Annotated in this window: 19 protein-coding genes and 1 pseudogene; 9 read left to right on the forward strand and 11 right to left on the reverse strand. The window is 54.8% G+C overall.

Annotation, left to right across the window (positions count from 1 at the left end; translation table 11 throughout):
• From Q6D67_RS20510 to zapE, 3 genes and pseudogenes are all read left to right on the forward strand, one after another.
• Positions 1 to 153, forward strand: a pseudogene (locus tag Q6D67_RS20510) (acetyl-CoA C-acetyltransferase); the annotation flags it as partial.
• A gap of 58 nt (positions 154 to 211) precedes the next feature.
• Entirely contained in the window at positions 212 to 553 is a 342-nt protein-coding gene (locus tag Q6D67_RS20515) for a DUF2970 domain-containing protein (protein ID WP_304707598.1), read from the forward strand.
• Between the two features lie 118 nt (positions 554 to 671).
• Entirely contained in the window at positions 672 to 1796 is a 1125-nt protein-coding gene (zapE, locus tag Q6D67_RS20520) for a cell division protein ZapE (RefSeq protein ID WP_304707600.1), read from the forward strand.
• A gap of 145 nt (positions 1797 to 1941) precedes the next feature.
• Here zapE and Q6D67_RS20525 read toward each other — a convergent pair whose 3' ends face one another.
• Together Q6D67_RS20525 and Q6D67_RS20530 are read right to left on the reverse strand one after the other, a co-directional pair.
• Positions 1942 to 2748: a hypothetical protein gene (locus tag Q6D67_RS20525; protein ID WP_304707602.1), complete on the reverse strand. Its 807-nt coding sequence runs from the start codon at positions 2746 to 2748 to the stop codon at positions 1942 to 1944.
• Positions 2749 to 2818: 70 nt separating this feature from the next.
• A complete protein-coding gene (locus tag Q6D67_RS20530; protein ID WP_304707604.1) occupies positions 2819 to 3166 on the reverse strand; it encodes a zinc ribbon domain-containing protein YjdM in 348 nt (115 codons plus the stop codon).
• A 283-nt stretch (positions 3167 to 3449) separates the two neighbouring features.
• On the opposite strand from Q6D67_RS20530, the gene Q6D67_RS20535 reads away from it, so the two are divergent.
• Entirely contained in the window at positions 3450 to 4691 is a 1242-nt protein-coding gene (locus tag Q6D67_RS20535) for a malic enzyme-like NAD(P)-binding protein (RefSeq protein WP_304707606.1), read from the forward strand.
• A 114-nt stretch (positions 4692 to 4805) separates the two neighbouring features.
• Positions 4806 to 5000, forward strand: coding sequence for a ribbon-helix-helix protein, CopG family (locus tag Q6D67_RS20540; RefSeq protein WP_304707158.1), 195 nt, complete (start codon positions 4806 to 4808; stop codon positions 4998 to 5000).
• 61 nt (positions 5001 to 5061) lie between these two features.
• Here the strand turns inward: Q6D67_RS20540 and ptsP are convergent, their stop codons facing one another.
• The 7 genes from ptsP to hyfB all read right to left on the reverse strand — a co-directional run bounded on the left by ptsP (position 5062) and on the right by hyfB (position 14644).
• Positions 5062 to 7326, reverse strand: a complete 2265-nt coding sequence (gene ptsP, locus Q6D67_RS20545; protein ID WP_304707608.1) for a phosphoenolpyruvate--protein phosphotransferase — start codon at positions 7324 to 7326, stop codon at positions 5062 to 5064.
• 72 nt (positions 7327 to 7398) lie between these two features.
• A complete protein-coding gene (locus tag Q6D67_RS20550) occupies positions 7399 to 7917 on the reverse strand; it encodes an NADH-quinone oxidoreductase subunit B family protein (RefSeq protein WP_304707610.1) in 519 nt (172 codons plus the stop codon).
• Positions 7917 to 9497, reverse strand: a complete 1581-nt coding sequence (locus tag Q6D67_RS20555; protein WP_304707612.1) for an NADH-quinone oxidoreductase subunit C — start codon at positions 9495 to 9497, stop codon at positions 7917 to 7919. Before Q6D67_RS20555 ends, Q6D67_RS20550 begins: the two co-directional genes overlap by 1 nt.
• Positions 9497 to 10975, reverse strand: a complete 1479-nt coding sequence (locus Q6D67_RS20560) for a hydrogenase 4 subunit F (RefSeq protein ID WP_304707614.1) — start codon at positions 10973 to 10975, stop codon at positions 9497 to 9499. Before Q6D67_RS20560 ends, Q6D67_RS20555 begins: the two co-directional genes overlap by 1 nt.
• Positions 10972 to 11652 (reverse strand): hypothetical protein, encoded by a 681-nt coding sequence (locus Q6D67_RS20565; RefSeq protein ID WP_304707616.1) that lies wholly within the window; start codon positions 11650 to 11652, stop codon positions 10972 to 10974. Before Q6D67_RS20565 ends, Q6D67_RS20560 begins: the two co-directional genes overlap by 4 nt.
• Positions 11649 to 12602, reverse strand: a complete 954-nt coding sequence (locus tag Q6D67_RS20570) for a respiratory chain complex I subunit 1 family protein (protein ID WP_304707618.1) — start codon at positions 12600 to 12602, stop codon at positions 11649 to 11651. Before Q6D67_RS20570 ends, Q6D67_RS20565 begins: the two co-directional genes overlap by 4 nt.
• The gene (gene hyfB / locus Q6D67_RS20575) at positions 12599 to 14644 is read right to left on the reverse strand and encodes a hydrogenase 4 subunit B (RefSeq protein ID WP_304707620.1); all 2046 of its coding nucleotides are present in this window, start codon (positions 14642 to 14644) and stop codon (positions 12599 to 12601) included. Before hyfB ends, Q6D67_RS20570 begins: the two co-directional genes overlap by 4 nt.
• 606 nt (positions 14645 to 15250) lie before the next feature.
• Between hyfB and pckA the strand changes: the two genes are divergently transcribed.
• The 4 genes from pckA to Q6D67_RS20595 all read left to right on the forward strand — a co-directional run bounded on the left by pckA (position 15251) and on the right by Q6D67_RS20595 (position 18002).
• Complete coding sequence (pckA, locus tag Q6D67_RS20580) at positions 15251 to 16888, forward strand: phosphoenolpyruvate carboxykinase (ATP) (protein WP_304707622.1); 1638 nt, start codon at positions 15251 to 15253, stop codon at positions 16886 to 16888.
• A 176-nt stretch (positions 16889 to 17064) separates the two neighbouring features.
• Complete coding sequence (locus tag Q6D67_RS20585; RefSeq protein ID WP_304707624.1) at positions 17065 to 17232, forward strand: hypothetical protein; 168 nt, start codon at positions 17065 to 17067, stop codon at positions 17230 to 17232.
• Positions 17233 to 17268: 36 nt separating this feature from the next.
• Positions 17269 to 17529, forward strand: a complete 261-nt coding sequence (locus Q6D67_RS20590; protein WP_304707626.1) for a hypothetical protein — start codon at positions 17269 to 17271, stop codon at positions 17527 to 17529.
• Between the two features lie 11 nt (positions 17530 to 17540).
• Positions 17541 to 18002, forward strand: a complete 462-nt coding sequence (locus tag Q6D67_RS20595) for a transposase (RefSeq protein ID WP_304707628.1) — start codon at positions 17541 to 17543, stop codon at positions 18000 to 18002.
• 442 nt (positions 18003 to 18444) lie between these two features.
• Here Q6D67_RS20595 and Q6D67_RS20600 read toward each other — a convergent pair whose 3' ends face one another.
• Both Q6D67_RS20600 and Q6D67_RS20605 read right to left on the reverse strand, forming a co-directional pair.
• On the reverse strand, positions 18445 to 19440 hold the full coding sequence (locus tag Q6D67_RS20600; RefSeq protein ID WP_304707630.1) for a restriction endonuclease: 996 nt from the start codon (positions 19438 to 19440) through the stop codon (positions 18445 to 18447).
• Positions 19441 to 19778: 338 nt separating this feature from the next.
• Positions 19779 to 20366: a hypothetical protein gene (locus Q6D67_RS20605; protein WP_304707632.1), complete on the reverse strand. Its 588-nt coding sequence runs from the start codon at positions 20364 to 20366 to the stop codon at positions 19779 to 19781.
• Between the last annotated feature and the right edge of the window lie 141 nt (positions 20367 to 20507).

Here is a 20507-nt window from a genome sequence, read left to right on the forward strand (position 1 = left end):
GCCATTGCTCTGGGGCATCCGCTGGGCGCAACCGGAACCAAACTGATGACTACCTTGTTACACGAACTGGAACGTACTGGAGGGCGCTATGGCTTACAAACGATGTGCGAAGGCGGGGGCCAGGCCAACGTTACCATCATTGAGCGACTCTAAACGTCCAACGCCCTATTAGTGACGCGATTCGTCAGTTTCCCAGTGAGATATCATTATCATGCCTAAAGAACACGCCAGTTCACCATCACCGCCCGAGACCAACAATGGCAATGGCAATGGCAATCCAAAGCCATCATTGAAGATGCCAGCGCCTGACTCCCCCCGCCCTGTCAATCATCCAGGATATATTCCCCGCCCTGACCCGGGCGAAAAGCCAATCGGTTTCCTACGAATGATGGTGATTCTAATCTCCAGTCATATCGGCGTACGCTCCCGTGCCAACCGCGAGGAAGACTTCCGACGCGCCAACGGCTTGCATGTGTTTATTGCCGCTGTTGTCTATTTCGTACTCATTGTTGGCGCCTTGATTGTGTTAGTCAACATCATTACCAGCCGTTAAGGGCCTGCTCACGATCTCTCCGCCATGGATTCACTCTCTCCCCAGCAGGCTTATCAANTTGATTGTGTTAGTCAACATCATTACCAGCCGTTAAGGGCCTGCTCACGATCTCTCCGCCATGGATTCACTCTCTCCCCAGCAGGCTTATCAACTCGCTAAAACCCGATTCGGCTTCGTTGCCGATTCTTCGCAGCAGCGTGCAGTCCAGGTGCTCGAAACCTGTTTTCGTACATTACACACTGACTCCAATCACCCCGGGACTGGTGTCTATCTGTGGGGTCCCGTCGGCAGGGGAAAAACCTGGCTGATGGATAATTTTCACCGAGGCTTGAAAGTACCCTCGCGGAGACTGCATTTTCATCGCTTCATGCAGTGGCTACATCGCCGGCTGTTCGAGTTGACTGGCACAGCAGATCCTCTTTTGGTGACGGCGGCAGAGCTGGCCCGGGAAGTGCGCGTGCTATGCTTCGATGAATTGTTTGTCAGCGATATTGCCGATGCGATGTTACTGGGGCGTTTTTTTCAGGCCATATTCGACGCGGGGATCGTGGTGGTCGCCACCTCCAACCAGCGACCGGAGCAGTTGTACATCGATGGCTTTAACCGCGAGCGCTTCTTGCCGGCCATTGCGGCGTTGCAGCGCCATATGCACGTGGTGGAGGTGGACGGTGACCAGGATCACCGATTGCATCCGGGGGCTGGCCACAGGCGTTACTGGGTTGCTGATCCACACGCTTTGCAGCGAGCGTTCACCCAGTTGAGCGGCACAGTAGATGGCACCGAGGAATGTTTTCTACTCAACGATCGACAATTATCAGTAATACGGTATTGCACAGAGGCGATTTGGCTGCGCTTCGAGGATTTGTGCGGACAACCTTTCGCGGCGGCGGACTTTATCAGCCTCTGCGATCGCTTTCCCGCTATTCTGCTCGGCGATGTGCCCGACCTCAGTGCCCAAAAACGCGCTGCCATAATCGCACGAGGGACCGAAGATGGCGTGCAGCAGGTCGCCGCGGGGGACCGCGAGTTACCCATGCTGTCCTCCACCGACGATAGTGTGCGGCGATTTATCGCGCTGGTCGATGAGTGTTATGACCGGCTGGTACCCTTGTATATCGAAGCCGCGGTTCCATTAATGTCACTGTATACTGAGGGCAGTCTACTGTTCCCGTTCCGCCGCACGCTAAGCCGGTTACAGGAAATGCAGTTGCAGCGGTTTGGAATGGGTGCGAGCTTTAGGTAACCACCTTGACGACTGATTTCAGGACGAGCGAAATTTACTCGTGCTGTAGTCTTTTAGAAGTCACACGACCAGGCGGTATAATCACGTGCATAAACCGAATTGAGATCTATCACCAACCAGAAAGTTTGACGATTTTTGGCGCGTATCAGCTGAACCGGAAATTGATGGGCTCCAGCCTGGACAGATGCTGTGAAAATCGCTGCAGCAGAATGCTCTCAATAGCCTCAATGTGCTGCATGCGGGGACGCACATATTCAGGTTCAGCTTTGGAAACCAGAAAAATCGTATTACCATCGCTAGCGCAGAGGATTATCGTCGAAAATACTGACCCCAGCAGTTCAAAGAACTCGGCCCTGTTGCAGGGAAGATCAAACAGGTTGATTACCAACCATCCGCGATCCGTCAGGACTCTTGAACAATTGAGCAAAAACGCATCTTGTGTCTGTGCCGTGACCATCTGATAAGCATCATACATATCCGAGAAGATAATATCGGTCGTATGGTCCTCAGCATTTGAAATCTCCGCCAAGGCATCATTGACTGTGATTCTGACACGATGGTCGCTGGGCACAGCAAAATATTCCTTTGCGATGTCAACGACTTTTTGCCTTAGCTCGACAACATTGAAAATGCAGCTGGGCAGAACATGATGAAGTGTTCGCAATAAACTTCCACCACCGAGACCGAATAGCGATACAACTTTCGGATCGATAAACGCGAGTACGATAACCATAAGCTGTGTGTGCTGATGAACCAGTCGATAGGGATGGTCCATTCGCATACAGCTCTGCTCAAACGGCGAGTCGAAATTCAGAATCCTGTACCCGCCATCTTCAATGACCAGCATACGACCATACGTGTCTTGAGAAAAATAAATAATATTTCCGTTTAGCGGAAAAGGTAACGGATAGATATCACCGAGGTTTTTCAATAGATAAGACCATTGCTTCATAGAAATTTCTTTGTGGCTGCATGTATAGAGCAGACCAATACCAGGGCTTCGCGGGCTACGTGTTTAACGATCACGCAGTGGCCTTTTTGACGAATTCCGATTTCAGCATCATTTCGCCGACTTTGTCGACTCGACAATCGATATTGTGATCGCCGTCGACGATGCGAGTAATTCTAATTTTGGTGCCGATTTTTAGAACATTCGAGCTGCCCTTCACTTTCAGGTCCTTAATCAGGGTGGCGTTATCGCCCTCGAAGAGGTTGTTACCGTTGGCATCCTTCACCTTAGCGGGCTCATCGGTGTGGCTTTGGTCGGTAGCTTGGCGCCACTCATGTGCACATTGCGGACAAACCAGTAAATCGAGATCTTCATAGGTGAACGGCGAATGGCATTTCGGGCATGGTGGAAAACTACTCATAATTGGTATCCTTAATATGAATCACGAAACGTCGACAGCTGAAAAATGACACCTCGAAGAATCAACCATTAGAAGACCGGCGACCAACCCAATAATCAGTCAGATCAGGGCCGGAAATCATGTCCGCCTCAGCAAACACGAGTGATGAGAAGATCCAACAGACAAGAATTCGAATGAGATACTTCATTGGTGCCTTCAGCTGCAGTTACGGGCGGGCATGGATAATATATCATCATAATGATATTATAACTTCGTGTTAATAACCACACTGAGGGAATCTACCGTGACCACTGATTTCAAGCAGGCGGCACTGCAGTACCATGCCGAGCCACGGCCCGGAAAGATCTGCACTGCCCTGAGCAAACCCGCTGAAACGGAGTGGGATTTGTCTTTGGCATACAGCCCAGGCGTGGCGGAGCCGGTTCGTGAAATTGCTGAAGACCCTGACAAAGCATATCTGTATACCGGCAAGGGCAATTTGGTCGCGGTGATTACCAACGGAAGCGCCATTCTTGGCTTAGGTAATCTGGGACCATTGGCCAGCAAGCCCGTGATGGAAGGTAAAGCTCTGTTATTTAAACGCTTTGCCAACATTGACGCCGTTGATATCGAGGTCAACGCAGAATCTACGCAAGCATTCATCGAGACGGTAAGGCGAATTGCAGATATCTTCGGAGGAATAAATCTGGAGGATATAAAGTCGCCCGAGTGTTTCGAGATTGAAAGAGCGCTTATTGAGCAGTGTGACATTCCTGTGTTCCACGACGACCAGCATGGAACAGCGATTGTCACCGCTGCGGGACTGTTAAACGCGCTGGAAATCCAAGGCAAGGCTCTGGAGAGCGTGAAGATTGTATGCTTGGGGGCTGGTGCGGCAGCGGTTGCCTGCATGCGATTGCTGATTACTCTGGGAGCCAAAAAACGCAATCTCTACATGCTGGACCGTCAGGGCGTTATCTACCCGGGGCGCCCTGGTCTGAACAGTTTCAAGGAGGAGTTCAGCAACGACTGCGGAGCAAGGACCCTGGACAATGCAATTTCAGGAGCCGACGTATTCATCGGCTTGTCGGGATCCAATTTGCTCAGTGCCGCGCAGTTGCAACTAATGGCCGCCAAGCCTGTTATCTTCGCCTGCTCCAATCCGGATCCAGAAATATCGCCAGTCCTGGCGAAGTCCGTTCGCAGCGATCTGATCATCGCTACCGGACGCTCAGATTACCCAAACCAGGTTAACAACGTGCTGGGGTTTCCTTTTATCTTCAGGGCAGCCCTTGACGTGCGTGCGCGTCGAATCAATGAAGCCATGAAAATCGCCGCGGTCCACGCGATCCGTGGACTGGCAAAACAAGAGGTCCCCAAAGAGGTGCTTCGCGCCCATGGATTAACAGCGCTATCATTTGGACCCGACTATATTATGCCCAAAATCACGGATCAAAGATTACTTTCTCTAGTTCCTGCCGCGGTGGCAAGCGCTGCCATTGAGTCAGGTGTAGCGCGCCTCCCGTATCCTCCACATTACCCCTGAGCCTCCAGATTTCTACCGATCACCGAATGCGAAAGCGCATCACTTGGGGACCCTTGAAGACATGGCATTATAACCGTATTATAATACTACTTTTATGCAGACAGGATGCATTTCATGGAGACTAAAACAGCAAGGCTTACGGTACTGATCGACCCGAAGAAAAAGAAAGCTTTTGAAAAATTATGTGCCTCTCAAGATATCACGCCATCGCAAGTTGTCCGTCAATTGATTCGGGACTATTTGGAGCTATATAGCGTTGACTACCCCACCAAACCAAAAATTCCGACGTCAAAAGTATCAGAGATATAAAGTGGTCACGACAACATTGCCTGCGGAGATCGCTATAGGCCTGCCAGTCTCAGGCGTCGGCCTAACGGCCAGCGCGAACCAGACCACCAATCCCCTCCTCCTCGAAAACCCTGTTGAGCATCGTACGCACTGCCGCACCATCGGGCAACTCAAGAGCCAGCTCGAATAATTCTGACGCCCTACGCTGAGAGAATGAACGCAATGTCTTCTTGACCCGCGGAACCATGGGCGCCGCCATACTCAAATGGACAAACCCCATTCCCAACAACAGTAACGCGCTAGCGGGGTCAGCCGCCAAATCTCCGCAGAGACTGACGGGCTTAGAGAGATCATTCGCTTGTTTAACCACGGAATGCAGTGCTTTCAGGACACCAGGCGCAAGCGGATCGTAGAGGTGAGCGACATTTGCATTCCCGCGGTCGACCGCTGTCAAATACTGGGTGAGGTCGTTGGATCCCACAGAGAGAAAATCCACCTCTGCGGCGAGCGATTCCAAGATGAACAGTACGATGGGCACTTCGACCATGATACCAAGGGGAGGACGTTTTACAGCGATACCCTCCCTACGCAGACTATCGATAGCCTGCTCGAGGATTGCTCTTGAGTCTCGCACCTCTTCAGTCGTAGACACCATCGGCAAAAGCAGGTGGAGATTCCCGTATTGAGCGTTGGCTCTTAGCATCGCTTTTAGCTGTACAAGAAAAAGTTCCGGGTGCTGGAGCATCACACGGATCCCGCGCCAACCCAGCAGAGAGTTGGTCTGATCAATTGGGAAATAAGGTAGGGGCTTATCACCTCCGATGTCCAGCGTTCGCATGACTACCGGCCGTGGCGAAAAGGCCGCGAGCATACGGCGATAGATCGCACACTGCTCAGTTTCAGTGGGAAATGATTGGCGAAGCATGAACGGAAACTCCGAACGATAAAGCCCTACCCCCTCCGCACCCACCTTTAACCCGGAGTCAATGTCAGAGGCCAACCCGGTATTGACATCCAGAACGACGCGTACGCCATCGGACGTTATGGTGGGCAGGTCACTTAAATTATCGAGTTCCGTCGCTAGCAGCCGCTCCTCGCTCTCAAAGCGGCTGTATTCGCTGACTATCGATGGTGGGGGATCGATGAAGACGCGACCCATATATCCGTCTATGATCACGTGACGACCGGCCAGACCTTCGGCGGAAATATCACCGAGGCCCATCACTGCCGGAATGCCCAGCGATCGAGCGATCACCACCGTATGTGATAGGACCGAGCCTTTCAGACAAACAATCCCAGCAAGTTGATCTTGCGGGACTTCGGCAATTCGCGCCAGGCTTACCTCATCGCCAACCAGCACGGTGCGCTTGGGAAAGGATTTCGGGGTTAACTGATCTGTACGGAGTGCCAACAGCAGCTTCCGACCCACAGCCCGAATATCCTCCGCGCGCTCCTTCAATCGCTCATCAGCCATCTCGTTGAACTGGAGGCACAGTTCCTGGACTGTGTCACGAAGAGCAGCGGGAGCCCACGACCCGGAATGGATTCGCTCTACCACTCGGGAGGTCAGGCTCTCATCACCCGCGAGCATTGCGTAGACTTCGAACAGCGCATGCGACTCGCTGGGAAGAATATCCTGCATACGCTCGCTACTCTGTAATATTTGCGCCTGAACTGACGCGACCGCGTCCAGGAATGCTGTTTCCTCCACCGTTATGTCAATCGCCCGCCGATCTGGCACGGCACTGAGATCCGCCAGCGGTGAGGGCAGCATCACCTCACCGATGGCAACCCCAGGCGCACCGGCAATCCCTTGTCGATAGGTCTCGCCCGGGGAGTGGGAGCGCCCGAGGCGAATACTGGCCGGAGTGACGATCGCGCCGGCCAGTGCACCCGATAACTGTACGGCGGCGGTTGCCAGAAATGCTTCATCCCGATCATCGAAGGAACGGTACCCCTTCCGCCATATAGCCAGAACCCCGATCACATCCCCGCGATGGATAATTGGCGCACCGATGAACGCGCGAAATTGACTTTCCCCCGTCACGGGGAACAACTTGAAGCGCGGATGGAGGCTCACCTCCTCTGACCGTACTACTTCACGTTGTTCTCTCACCAAACTGACGACGCCCGTGCCCACCGCCAGCCGGACCACTCCAATCGATGCACGATCAAGCCCCTCGGTCTCACCAAGCACCAGGCGTTCGTCGCTCGGGTCGATAAGATAAACTGCACAGGCATCGGCGAGCAGTGCGTCCTTGACTCCAGACACGACCAGACGGAGCGCCGTTTCCAGCTCGCGCGCGTCAGCAACTTTAGAGACGATCTGCCGTAGCTTTTTAATCATGGTTATTCTGGGCCATTGAAGGGAAGGGACCATCCATTGCGCGGTTGATGACAGTGGTGCACCCGTCTCTCACTATTCCTCGACATAAGGCGTTTGCATGAGCTGCAGAAGCCCGGACAACAGATCTGTCGGTGCAGGCGGACACCCGGGTATACGAAGATCGACCGGAATAATATTGTCGACAGCGCCGCAGCTGGCATAGCTGGCACCAAACTCACCACCATCGCAAGCGCAATCTCCAGAAGCAATGACCCACTTGGGATGAGGCATCGCTTCCCAGGTTCGCCGCAATGCGGCCTCCATGTGACGGGACACGGGGCCCGTGACCAGAAGCACGTCGGCATGCCGCGGAGAGGCCACAAAATGCACACCATAACGCTCGACGTTGTAGAACGGGTTACTCAACGCATGAATCTCGAGTTCGCAAGCATTGCAGGAGCCGGCATCGACATGGCGAATAGCTATGGAACCTCGAAAATATCGGTTCAGGCCTCGCTTCAGTTCCGCGCCCAAAGCAGCGGATGTAGCCTCATCAGGGGGTTCTTCCGTGATCACGCCGGTTGCTATCATTTTCACAAACAGTTTAAGCATCAGAGATCGTGCCCCGAGTAGGACGCATTGACAGATTTATTACAGACCGGAAAATCCGGCACGATGTTGTCCTGGACCAGCAGTTCCAGGGCGGGCCACAAGAGCCAGCTCGGATCACGCGGAAAAAAGCGTGTTACGGTGCCATCTTTGTCAAGCTGCACATACGTCAGGATCTCGCCACGCCATCCTTCGACGATTCCCAAACCCTCACAGGCAATTTTCACGTCCGGAAAACTTTCTTTCACGGGTCCTTCAGGTACCGATTGCAGTAATTGGCACAACAAATCGAGGGAAGTGCCAATTTCGTCCGCACGAATTTTCGCGCGGGCGGCGACGTCACCGGCCCGGTATACGGGTACGGCAAATTTAAGGCGATCGTAGGGTGCGTAAGGCCGATCATGGCGCACATCGACACCGCGGCCCGATGCCCTGCCGACATAGCCGACGACGCCGAGCTGATCCGCCTGCTCGGGCGTGAGGCGACCGGTAGTCATCAGGCGATCTTCCAGTGACTCTGAGTGTTCCAGCATGGAAACTATTTCTGCCGCCTCCCGGGTCAGGCCTTTCGCCTCCTGAACCATGGAAGTAATCTGGGCGGAGTCGATATCACAGGATACGCCGCCGGGCACCACGCGATCCATCATAAAGCGATGGCCAAAGATGGTGTGACTGGTTCGGACAAAAGTCTCTTTAAGGCGGGTCAGTTGATACTGACCGAAGGCAAAGCCCACGTCATTGCAGATGGCGCCGATATCCCCAAGGTGGTTAGCGACGCGTTCACGCTCCGCCATGATAGCCCGCAAGCATAAGGCGCGGGGTGGCACCTCGAAGGCCGTAGCGCGTTCGAGGGCCTGACACGCAGCCCAGCTATGGGATACGGTGGAATCACCGGACACCCTGCCGGCAAGACGCACCAGAGAATCTGGTTCCCGACCGACTGCGAGTTTTTCGATGCCCTTGTGTACATAGCCCAGGCGCTCCTCCAGATTCAGAACCGTTTCACCGACAGCCTGAAAGCGGAAATGCCCGGGCTCAATAGTGCCGGCGTGTACAGGACCCACGGGAATTTCGACAACGCCGCGACCTCGCGCACGGACAAATGGGTAATCTGCATCCGCAGCCGTCTTGCCACGTTGGCTGAGCGATTCGATAAAATCAGGCCGCAGGGGGAACTCGTGCTCTTTCCAGGCCTGGTGCCGGGTCCAGCGGCGGCTGTCGGGTGCGTCCACGAACTCAATGCCGAGCAGGTCGTGGGCATGCCGCTCGAGCCGGTCAGCCGCCGGGTAAATCGGCGCCTGTGACGGAAGCGGCTCCTCCTTGCCAGTGCGGGTTCGCAATACCAGATAGTCACCGGACTTTTCCAGAACGCAGAAAAGCTCGTAACTCTCGTCGACCGGCGAAGCCCAGAACGAACACCAGCGCAGGCCACAGCCTTGCGCAACCCTTGCCGCCCTCTGCCAGAATGGTGCCGACACGGGTATGACAACTGCCGGTGGCAACACGTATGAATCCGGCTCACCCACTGGAATATTTGCAGTGGCACAGGCATTCACAAACGATTGGATTTCGGTATCGGCCATTAGAGCAACCCCCGACCAGTGATAAGCTGTGTCACCTGATCGAACCATCCCGCGATAAATCCTGGAATTGCAAGACCCAGCCACAGCACCAAAAATAGATGGAGATAAACCGGCAGCATATTGATCTTCAGCGCTTCCTGCCCCGGTGGTTTGATGCCAAACACCATGGGCTGCAAGTGCCGGAACAATCCAGAAAACGCGACGGCTATACCAACGAGCAAAGGAATGGTAAGCCACGGCCAGGCATCCATTGTTGCAGACAGCAGCAGGAATTCGCTGGTGAATACACCGAAGGGCGGAAATCCGGCGATGGCGACCGTGCCGATCAACAGACCCCAGCCGACGTTGGGCTGGGTACTGATCAGGCCACGGATCTGCTCCATGCTCTGGGTGCCGGCGATCTGGCAGGCATGTCCAACCGTCACAAAGATGGCCGATTTGGTCAGGGAATGTACTGTCATATGCAGCAGCGCACCAAAGGTTGCGAGTGGGCCACCGAGACCGAAGGCAAAGCTCATCAATCCCATATGCTCGATAGAAGAGTAGCTAAACAATCGCTTGATGTCCCGCTGTCGGTGCAGAAACAGACCGGCAACGATGAAAGACAGCATGCCGAAACCCATCATGAGATAGCCTGCGAGATTCGGGTCGTGCACGGTCCCTTCTGCAAGCGAGCCATCGACCAGCATCTTGACGCGCACCAGCGCATACAGGGCAACGTTGAGAAGCAACCCGGAAAGCACCGCAGACATCGGAGTCGGACCTTCGGAGTGGGCATCCGGCAACCAGTTGTGCAGAGGCACCAGCCCCACCTTGGTGCCGTAACCCACCATGAGAAAGACGAAGGCAATCCCCATGACCGAGGGCTCCAGCTCTGCGGCATGCTTGTAAAGCTCTGTCCACAGCAGCGCATCGTCGGTGTCCGGGATAGCTTGCGAAGCGGCAAGGTACAACAGCACAGTTCCAAACAGGGCCTGCGCGATACCAACGCCGCAAAGGATGAAGTATTTCCAGGCGGCCTCCACTGACTCCGGTGTTCTGTAAAGACTGACCAGCAGCACGGTTGCCAGGGTCGCGCCTTCAAGGGCTACCCACAGGATTCCGAGATTGTTCGTCGACAGCGCCAGTTGCATGGTGAACAGAAAACCCTGAAAACTTGCATGGTAGAGCCTCAGTCGCCCGCCACCGATACGTCCTTGCTCCAGTTCGTGTGCCATGTAGGGCCGCGAGAAAATTGCCGTTGTGAATCCGACCAGTGCGGTCAAAGCAATGAGGTACACGTTAAAGGGATCGATATAGAAAAGCTTGCCGCCGGCAGGGCCCGATGCCAATACGTTCAGTGCGAGGACAAAAGAGGCGATGGCGCCAGCCGCGGACACCGCAATATTGAGAAGTGAACTGGCGTTTGGCCTCGCTAGCCATCCCAGGACGATGGCCCCCAGTAAGGGGAAAAGAAGTGTCAAGGCGAGAGCGATCATTTCTCAACCTCGGACAAACGATTGAGGGCATCCACGTCCAACGACTCAATGCTGTCCCGGATATGAAAGAAGATCACTCCAAAGAGCACGACGGCGACCAGCACGTCAAACGCCACCCCCAGCTCCACCACCATCGGCATCCCTTGGGTTGCCGCCACGGCCGCGAAAAAAATGCCGTTCTCCATTGCCATAAAGCCCACCACCTGGGTCACCGCCGTGCGCCTTATGACCAGCATGAACATACCCAGCATGACATTAGCCAGGCTAATGGCCACCACATCCCTGGTAACACCCTCAACCAATTGCCCGATGGGCAGAGCCACGCCATAGCAGAACACCACCAGAGCACCGGCGATAAGCAGCGTAATCCCTGGCCGCACGATGGAGTCGACAGCGCGAAGAATACCGAGCTGTCTCGCCTGCCGCGTAAGCAGCCAGGGGATAAGAACTCCCTTCAGTATCGCTGTCAGAAAGGCGGAGAGATAAAGATGGGGATGGCCGATATCCCAGGCGACCAGGGCCGTCGTCAGTGCCAGCAGCCAGCCCTGCCATGCGAAGGTCCTGATGGTGGCAACGACACGGGACTGGCCGAGCAACGCAAACGACGTCACAAGAATCATGGCGGCCAGGGTGATGATGGCCTGTTCGACAAGCTGCAGTTCGAGGTACCGGTTCACGAGGCACTCTCCAGCATGACGAAGCTCAGCATTCCCACCAGAGCCAGGGTAAACGCAACCGCCAGGAATACGGGCACCTTGAAAAACCGCATTTTGGCGACCAGGCCTTCAGCCACAGCGAGCACAGCGCCGAGTATAATCAACTTGACGGACAGCAAGCCGCCGGCAATCAGCAGAGAAGCTGGATCAAGCGTTTGGGCAATTCCCCAGGGGAAAAAGAGGTTGCATACCAACACGCCGTAGATCATCAGCTTGAGTTGTGCCGCCCATTCCATGAGTGCGAGCTGACGGCCGGTGTATTCGAGAATCATGGCCTCGTGGATCATGGTCAGTTCGAGGTGGGTGGCCGGGTTGTCAACGGGAACCCGTCCCGTTTCCGCGATGCCTACCAGCAGCAACGCAAGAAACGCGAAAAGCAATGAAGGGCGCAGAGCGAGACCCTGTGCTAGCATTGAGTGGATGACGGTGGACAGATTGGTGCTTGCCGCTCCCATCGCAAGCGCGAAAATCACCATAAGCATGGCCGGTTCCGCCAATGCGCCAACGGTCATCTCTCTGGATGCCCCCATACCGCCAAAAGTGGTACCCACGTCAAGCCCGGCCAATGCCAGGAAAAATCGCCCGAGACCGAACAGCCCGACCAGCACAATGGCATCGGCGATTCTGGCGGTAGGCAGTTCCAGTGCAATCAGGGGAACAACGGCAGCGGCAATAACGGTGGTTCCGAACACCAGGTAGGGCGCGGTGCGGAAAAGTGGGGATGCCGTGTGGGCAAGCAGGACTTGTTTACTGAAAAGCCTGCGCAAATCCCTGTAGGGCTGGCTCAACGGCGGTGACCGTCTGTTTTGCAGCCAGCATTTCACACGCTTGATCCAGGCCGTGAACAGGGGCGCTGCTACTACGAACAACGCCATCTGCAAAAGCGCAAATACCCACTCCAGCACGTTCACGAGATCAACCATAGCAGCACGATCAGTGTCAGAAATGAATAGGCCAAATAGTGGCGAATGTGCCCTGTCTGGATTCGGGCAACAAGGCGCGAAGCATTCAGCACCCATTTTCCGACGGGCGCGTAAAGCCACAGCCATGCCCTGTCTTCCACCTCCAACTGGTACTCGAGATTTTCGGGTTTGGTGGCCAGGTTGCTGTCCATCTCGCGGGTACACTGTGTTTTCAATCGCCAGGTGTGGCGAAATACCTGCTCAAAAGGCATGGCGAATGCCGTGGCGGTATATTGCATTCGTGGAGTTAGCCCACCGAACCCGCAATCCCAGGGATCGCGACGGGCTGTGGGATTTTTCTTGCGAGATTTTCGCAACCAGATCCAGACACAGAACCACGCCGCGAGCGCCATCAGCACGCCCAACATGATCAGCGGGGCACTGTAGCTGGCTGTTTCCGGCGCTATTGGAGTCAACCATAACCAGCCATGCCGGGTCGCCGCCGCAATCGGCTCATGCAACAGGGAGTCCGTTACCGCGCCAATCAGCGTTACCACCATGGTAGGCAGCAGCCCGGTAAGCACACACAACCCGGCAAGAGTGCCCTGTGCAATCAACATTCCCATTCTCACTTCCCGGGCTCGTCGCGCGTGTCGACCGCGCGGTTGGCCAAGAAACGAGATGCCATAAACCCGAACAAAGCATGCCGCGGCCAACGCTCCGGTCAGTGCGAGTATGGCGGCGACAATCGGTATAACGGCACGCAAAACGCCGCTTTCCAAAGCCGGAGCCTGGAGAGCAGTCTGAAAAGTCAGCCACTCCGAGACAAATCCATTGAAAGGTGGCAACGCCGAGATGCTGAGACAGCCCACGAGAAAGAACAAACCTGTCCACGGCATTCGTCGAATCAAGCCACCCATTGCCTCGAGATCGTGTTCGTGACTTCTCTCAATTACCGCGCCAGCATTGAGGAACAGGAGGCTTTTGAACAGAGCGTGGTTGAGTACGTGGTAGAGTGCCGCGATAAGCCCAAGTACGCCGATGATCGGTGCATCATTGGCTAAATAGGTAACCGAGAACCCAAGACAAATAAAGATAATGCCAATGTTTTCCACAGAGGAATAAGCGAGTACACGCTTGAGATCCGTTTGCACAAGCGCATAGAGAACACCGTAGACGGCGGTGACACTGCCCGCGGTCAACAAGACGAGGCCCCATTCCCACCTCAAGGGCCCGAGAAAATCAAACAGCATACGTATGAAGCCGTAAACCGCCACTTTCAGCATGACACCGGACATCAACGCGGATATGTGAGAGGGAGCGACGGGATGTGCTTCCGGCAACCAGACATGGAGCGGAACCAAACCGGCCTTCATGCCGAACCCCGCCAGAGCGAGGGTAAAGGCCAGACTCGCCCAGAGCGGATCGAGTTCAGCGACCCGGAAGGCGTCGAAAGTAAAATCGTCCGAAAATCCGCTAAAAATCCCAAAACAAAGCAATATCAGGACGGCGCCAATTTGCGCCATGAGCAGGTATAGGAACGCCGCACGCCTATTGGCGGCCTGATGGTGTTCGTAGGCGACAAGGAAGTAGCTGGCCACCGACATGACTTCCCACGCCACCATGAAGGCGAACGCGTCGTCGGCGAGGACCACAAGTTGCATCCCGACGACAAACAACCCGGTAAAAAAACCAAGAGCGCTCAGTGAGTAGGGCCCTTGCTGATATTTACGGGTGTAACTGGGACCATAGACACCAACAACCGCTGTGATGATGCCGATGATACCCAGAAAAAAGCCGGCTAGCGGATCTAGCCTGAAATGCCAGTGCAACCAGGGAAGTCCGAATGGCAGCTCTATCGCCAGCGTGACACCTTCCAAAAGTGCCAGGGCGCCAACCGCCAGGGAAGCCAATCCGGATAGACAGAGAAGCGGGAAAGCGGCCAGACGCAAAACCCAGGGATACCGATTTGCGAGCAGAGAAAACATGCTAGACCCGATGCCGGAACACAACATGGCTGCTATCAGGTACAAGGTCAAACTATCTCTCATCCGATGTCTTCCAGGTGTAATCGAAGACCACGGCCACACGCCAGACTTTCGGCCCCATCTCCAATGAGCTCGACACAAGCGAATTGCAAAGCGTCGACCACCTTCATCAGCGACCCAACATTGTCGCGAACGGTTCCGTCACAAGCTTCCATCCGTCGGATGGTGGGTAACGACAACCCACTGATTCCAGCGAGTTCTCGTTGATCGATAGCAAGCAAAGCTCGCGCAGCTCGGATTTGGGGCCCAGTAATCATCAAGAGTAATCGCATTCCAAAATGTCCCAAAAGGAATTCTAGTACCCGTATATTGATATTCCCAATATCAGTTCGTAGCGTTTTTGAACGCCGGGCCGTGAACGTATTCAGTCATCAACCAGACGATTATCCTCCAGACCAAACAGCAAAAGTCGCAACTCTCATCTTGCTCGTTGCGGCGGTCCTAAACCCAAACACATGCACGCCCCACCGCGACCCGCCAGTGTCTCTCACTCATTCAAGCACTCATCACTCCGATACATGATAGAGGTATTATAATAATAATGTAATGGTGTATGTTTTATATTATAATCCAAATCGGCACCGGATTACCTGAAGGAGGAGCGCGCTCATGACATCCACCCCTAAAAAAGTAGAGAAGGAAACGGTTAACGTATTGAAATACCTTGAAAATCATGGAATCAAGCGTCCTTCTGGCCTGGTTTACAACCCACGCTACGAACTCCTTTATAGCTATGAAACAAGTCCGGCGCTTGGGGGCTTCGAGGCGGGCAAACTTACCGAATCGGGCGCCGTGACCGTCGACACCGGAGTCTTTACAGGACGCTCTCCAAAGGACAAATACTTTGTAATCGACGAAACTACCTGTGCCTCTCTGTGGTGGTCAGACCAAGGCAATAACGACAATAAACCTATCGATGGCAAGGTATGGACCCATCTCAAGTCTATTGTCGGCAATCAACTCAGCGGCAAGCATTTATTTATCAACGACCTTTTCTGCGGGGCAGACCCTGGCAGCCGCTTGAAAGTTCGTTTTATCAGTGAAGTTGCCTGGCAATCCCATTTCGTGAAGAACATGTTTATCCGTCCCACCGAAGACGAACTGAAGGACTTCGAGCCTGATTTCCTGGTTCTCAATGCCGCCAAAGCCAACAACCCCCAGTGGGCGGAACTGGGATTGAATTCCGAGAATTTCGTGGCCTTCAACATGACAGAGGGTGTTCAGCTTATTGGCGGAACTTGGTACGGCGGTGAAATGAAAAAAGGGCTATTCTCCGTAATGAACTACCTCTTGCCGAAACAGGGCATTGCCTCCATGCACTGCTCCGCCAATGTCGGTGAAAAAGGCGATGTCGCCGTCTTTTTTGGCCTTTCCGGCACTGGTAAAACAACGTTGTCAACCGACCCCAAAAGGCAACTTGTCGGGGATGACGAGCACGGCTGGGACGACAACGGCGTCTTCAATCTGGAAGGGGGCTGCTATGCCAAGACCATCAACCTGAGCCGGGAACAGGAGCCCGATATTTACAACGCCATCAAGCGCGATGCGCTGCTGGAAAATGTTGCCGTGGACGACAAGGGCCGGATTGACTACGACGACGCGTCCAAGACCGAAAACACCCGGGTTTCCTATCCCATCTATCATATCGACAACATCGTCAGGCCCATATCGAGGGCCGGACACGCCAATACGGTCATTTTCCTTACGGCGGACGCCTTTGGTGTGTTGCCTCCCGTCGCCATCCTGAGCCAGAAGCAGATGGAATACTACTTCCTCTCCGGATACACATCAAAATTGGCGGGAACGGAGCGCGGTGTCACTGAGCCTGTGCCGACCTTTTCGGCCTGTTTTGGCGCTGCGTTTCTGACCCTGCATCCCACTCAGTATGCTGAAGTATTGAATCAACGCATGCAGAAGGCGGATGCCCGTGCTTATCTTGTTAATACTGGTTGGAATGGCACCGGCAAACGAATTTCAATAACGGCTACGCGAGCGATTATCGATGCCATCCTGTCCGGCGAACTGGCACAGGCGGACACCCAGACACTGCCCTACTTCCAGCTGTCCATTCCCCGATCACTAACCGGAGTGGATAGTGGCATTCTCGACCCACAAAAGACCTACAAGAATCCGGATGAGTGGGATCGAAGAGCTCACAAACTGGCTTCCATGTTCAGGCACAACTTTGTTCAGTTTACCGATACTGCTAGTGGGAGAGATCTTGTTGCAGCTGGGCCAGCAGTATAAAGCTACTCTGATAATGTCTCCATTTTTGGCTCTTCAGGAAAATTTGTGGGTAAAAAATAGCCCGACGTGACCGGAATACGACTAAAAGCAGGCTGAACAGGAGAGAGTGCATCCTGCCCCCTGACTCTGTAATGATACGAGTGCGACCAAGCACCAGACAGAGGAAGGACGACAGGATGCACATCAACACTATCCTGAATCGCGTGCAGAATTTCAAATCTTTTGTGTACGGCCCGGTGCGCTGGGTGGAAGACGCCAGCGAACCGACGATTGAGGCGGAACTGCGCCCCCGGGCGAACGGCCGGGCCATCTGCTCGGGCTGCGGACGGAGAAGGCCGGGCTAAGACACGCTGCCGGTGCGCCGTTTTGAGTTCATCCCAATGTGGGGCATCAAGGTGTTCTTCGTCTACGCCCCGCGCCGGGTGAGCTGCCGGCGCTGTGGTATTCGGGTAGAGCGTATGCCCTGGGCAGCGGGCAAGCATCAGCTGACCGAGACCTATGCCTGGTTTCTGGCGGGCTGGGCCAAGCGGTTGAGCTGGAAGGAGGTGGCCGGGGCGTTTCGGACGACCTGGGACCATGTGTTCAGTTCGGTGGAGATGGCGGTGGCCTGGGCCGCGCCCACCAGGACCTGTCGGGGATAGTGGCGATCGGCGTGGATGAGATCGCCTGGCAGCGCGGGCACCGCTATTTGACGCTGGTTTACCAGATTGATGCCGACTGCCGTCGGTTGCTGTGGATTGGTCAGGAGCGCAAGGTCAAGGCCCTGCTGCGGTTCTTCCGCTGGCTGGGCAAGGACCGCAGCAGAGAGCTGCGTTATATTTGCAGCGACATGTGGAAGCCGTACCTGAAGGTGATTGCCAAAAAGGCGGGGCATGCGATTCATGTTCTCGATCGGTTTCACATCATGGCGAATCTGAGCAAGGCAATTGACCAGGTGCGTGCCGAGGAGGCTCGGCAATTGAAGCGAGAGGGCTATGAGCCGGTGTTGACCAATAGCCGCTGGCTGCTGCTTAAACGGCACCTCTCTGGCGTGTTATCGGACATCTCTGGAAACAAGGTTAGCGCCAACCGGCGGCTGGTAAAAGGGCGCGCGGTTGGGCGACGCCTCGTTTGATCGTCGGAAACACGTGTTCTACCCCGGCCGCACCGAGAAACGCGCCTGACTTGTCCACCGAAATGCCCGAGTTTTTGTGTCCCTCTGTGCTTCTCTGTGCTTCTCTGTGCTTCTCTGTGCTTAAGAAAAGCATAAGCGGTTGATTTCACTGCGAGCAATTTTCGAGCAAATTTGGGGGCGCACGGGTCATCTGCCCGTCCCCCCGGTGCCGTGAAAATTCCACAAATATTTTTTCAGAAAATCTGGAAAAAGTGTCAAGAAGACCAGGGTTTGGGCTGCAGATTGACGCGAATCCACCCTGTTTTGGCATTAAACGCGCAAGCGGCGCGCCGACGATGTGCTCGATGCTGCTCTGCGGCGTGATACGGTTTGGAGTGTGCCGTTCACTCTATTCGGCTACGGGGGGCTCTCTCTGTGGGGACTCTTCAGCGTAGACCGCGACTCAGAGATCAGCTGGCCAGTAGATGCCCACCAGAGGGATTAAGGCCTTGCCGTCCAGATCGAAGTCCCCGTAGAAGTCCACTACGAGTGAGGCCAGCTCATCAATGTCGACCAGAGAGATCGGAATATTGGCGCGCTCAGCCTCGTATCTTGCTTCCCTACTGAACCCGCCCGTACTCACATAGACACCCCGATCTCCTGGCCGGAGTGCGCCAATGAAGCTGCGGATGGATTGAGACCCCATGCTGCCCGAGCGGTGCTTGACCTCCGCCTTAATGCGCGGCTCTTGTAGGCCCAGGCCATCCGGCGAGGCAATGACGTCGACGCCTCGATCAGGCCCCTTGGGGGAAACTCGCGCGCGATAACCCATTGCCCTGAATACTGCCGCCACCAGATGCTCCATTTCCTCTGGATCGAGGGCGTTGAGGCGGTCCTTTATCAGCTCCCTGCTCTGGTTGACTATGTCGTCCTTGCTGGTCACTTCCTGCTCGTCCAAGGGCTCGATATCAGGATTCCCTTGAGTCTGCTTGCCTTCAACCAAGTCCAGCATCTCCCGGATTGTTGCGCTTTTGACAGCAAACATGGTCATCACCGAGCCCAAGGAGTTCTTGGTGGATTGCCTAAGATAATCTCGGGATATCTTGCCCAACCACTTCGTAGGTCGGATGTTTGGATAGTCACCGACTGTCTCTGGGCTGTAGACATAGTCACCGGAGATTTTACCCACGAGGTATTGGCGAGAGGAGGGGTCATAAGTCACAACGACATCACCTCGCTGCATGACGTCCCTGAATTTATACAATGTGCCGACGGCGAGAGCCTGCTTGCTGGGCTTTTGCTCACTGAAGGCCTGAGCGTATGCCTGCGCAAGTTGGTCTCTGCCGCCGATACTGTTCAGGTCCCCCAATTTGCTCCAGCCGATGGCTATATAGCCTGCTCCGAAATCCTCAAATAACCGGCCGCCTTCACCAGCCCTGACCATCCAACCCTTCTCCAATTTCGATCCCCTTTTGCGTGACTCATGTCGTATGCCGCGCTCAGCATAGCAATCTGACGGGAAAAGCAAAGGCGAAGTTCATCGCTGTCGACCATGGGGATGCCTGCGGCAAGGGTGATTTGCTCGCCTGAGTCTAGTCTTGGAACCTGGCGCTCTGCCTGTTAATGGCGTTCCACAGGAGAAAAATCTAATTTGCGTGGGTTGATATGGTAAAAAACAAGCTCAGAGTTGCGAGGACGAAGAAACTGGTTTTACCTATCCGATGTCGCTTCCTGGTGAGCTATCCAGCTTCCTGCGGTATCTAAACTTATAAGGACTAAACTCCCACCAATGAATCACTATGCCCACGGCAAGCTTGTTTCCTTCGTATGGTCGATCGCCGACGACTGCAAGTCTCCGGGAGTCATGGCGATGAGATCGGCCAGAATTTCTGACGCATCCCTCATGGGGTAGCGCTTTGCCGCAGTACGAAAGCGCGAGATATACGAATTGCCCTGGGCCGCTCTCAGCCCATAGCGCCGATAGGCCTCGGCATGGAGACCCGAGGAAATCAGGATCTCTTCACAGGCCTGATCAATCGCCGAATCCGGTTGGTTCAAGCCTCTCGATGCCTCGGCGTATTGCAGCGCTTCCGACTTCTTGCCCATTGCCAATAACGCCTCGACGCCATAGCGACGGTAGTACCAGAAAGGTTTGCGGTCCAGCGCCAGCAGATCGAGCAGATCCTGATAGCACTCGGCCACCAGCAGGCAGGACAGGCAGGCCGTTGCGCCATGAAAATAGTTTCCGGGATTCGGGTCGGCCCAACACGACCTCAATGTCGGCATCAATTCTTCGGCCCACTGATTGGCGGTGTCCACCGAACCGCACACCTCTCCCCAGCGATCGCCCACCGGCGCCAAGTAGTCGACACCATCCTCTTCCATCGCCTGCCATAAGCGTTCGAGCCATTTTTGGCGTGTATTGGCATCCGCCGGTGCGTTGATGATGACGGGAAGCGGTGTTTGTCAACAAAGATGTCGCGTTCATTGATTATGCAGCCTTAGCCAATGATGGTTTCTCAGCGC

Origin of the sequence: Haliea sp. E1-2-M8 (assembly GCF_030649675.1) — a bacterium.
Classification (GTDB): Bacteria; Pseudomonadota; Gammaproteobacteria; order Pseudomonadales; family Halieaceae; genus Haliea.

What these genes read in the sequence shown, in the direction of transcription:
- Q6D67_RS20515 (WP_304707598.1), top strand. Translation starts at nt 212, where the DNA reads ATGCCTAAAGAACACGCCAGTTCACCATCACCGCCCGAGACCAACAAT.
- zapE (WP_304707600.1), top strand. Translation starts at nt 672, where the DNA reads ATGGATTCACTCTCTCCCCAGCAGGCTTATCAACTCGCTAAAACCCGA.
- Q6D67_RS20525 (WP_304707602.1), bottom strand. Translation starts at nt 2,748, where the DNA reads ATGAAGCAATGGTCTTATCTATTGAAAAACCTCGGTGATATCTATCCG.
- Q6D67_RS20530 (WP_304707604.1), bottom strand. Translation starts at nt 3,166, where the DNA reads ATGAGTAGTTTTCCACCATGCCCGAAATGCCATTCGCCGTTCACCTAT.
- Q6D67_RS20540 (WP_304707158.1), top strand. Translation starts at nt 4,806, where the DNA reads ATGGAGACTAAAACAGCAAGGCTTACGGTACTGATCGACCCGAAGAAA.
- ptsP (WP_304707608.1), bottom strand. Translation starts at nt 7,326, where the DNA reads ATGATTAAAAAGCTACGGCAGATCGTCTCTAAAGTTGCTGACGCGCGC.
- Q6D67_RS20550 (WP_304707610.1), bottom strand. Translation starts at nt 7,917, where the DNA reads ATGCTTAAACTGTTTGTGAAAATGATAGCAACCGGCGTGATCACGGAA.
- Q6D67_RS20555 (WP_304707612.1), bottom strand. Translation starts at nt 9,497, where the DNA reads ATGGCCGATACCGAAATCCAATCGTTTGTGAATGCCTGTGCCACTGCA.
- Q6D67_RS20560 (WP_304707614.1), bottom strand. Translation starts at nt 10,975, where the DNA reads ATGATCGCTCTCGCCTTGACACTTCTTTTCCCCTTACTGGGGGCCATC.
- hyfB (WP_304707620.1), bottom strand. Translation starts at nt 14,644, where the DNA reads ATGAGAGATAGTTTGACCTTGTACCTGATAGCAGCCATGTTGTGTTCC.
- pckA (WP_304707622.1), top strand. Translation starts at nt 15,251, where the DNA reads ATGACATCCACCCCTAAAAAAGTAGAGAAGGAAACGGTTAACGTATTG.
- Q6D67_RS20585 (WP_304707624.1), top strand. Translation starts at nt 17,065, where the DNA reads ATGCACATCAACACTATCCTGAATCGCGTGCAGAATTTCAAATCTTTT.
- Q6D67_RS20590 (WP_304707626.1), top strand. Translation starts at nt 17,269, where the DNA reads ATGTGGGGCATCAAGGTGTTCTTCGTCTACGCCCCGCGCCGGGTGAGC.
- Q6D67_RS20605 (WP_304707632.1), bottom strand. Translation starts at nt 20,366, where the DNA reads ATGGAAGAGGATGGTGTCGACTACTTGGCGCCGGTGGGCGATCGCTGG.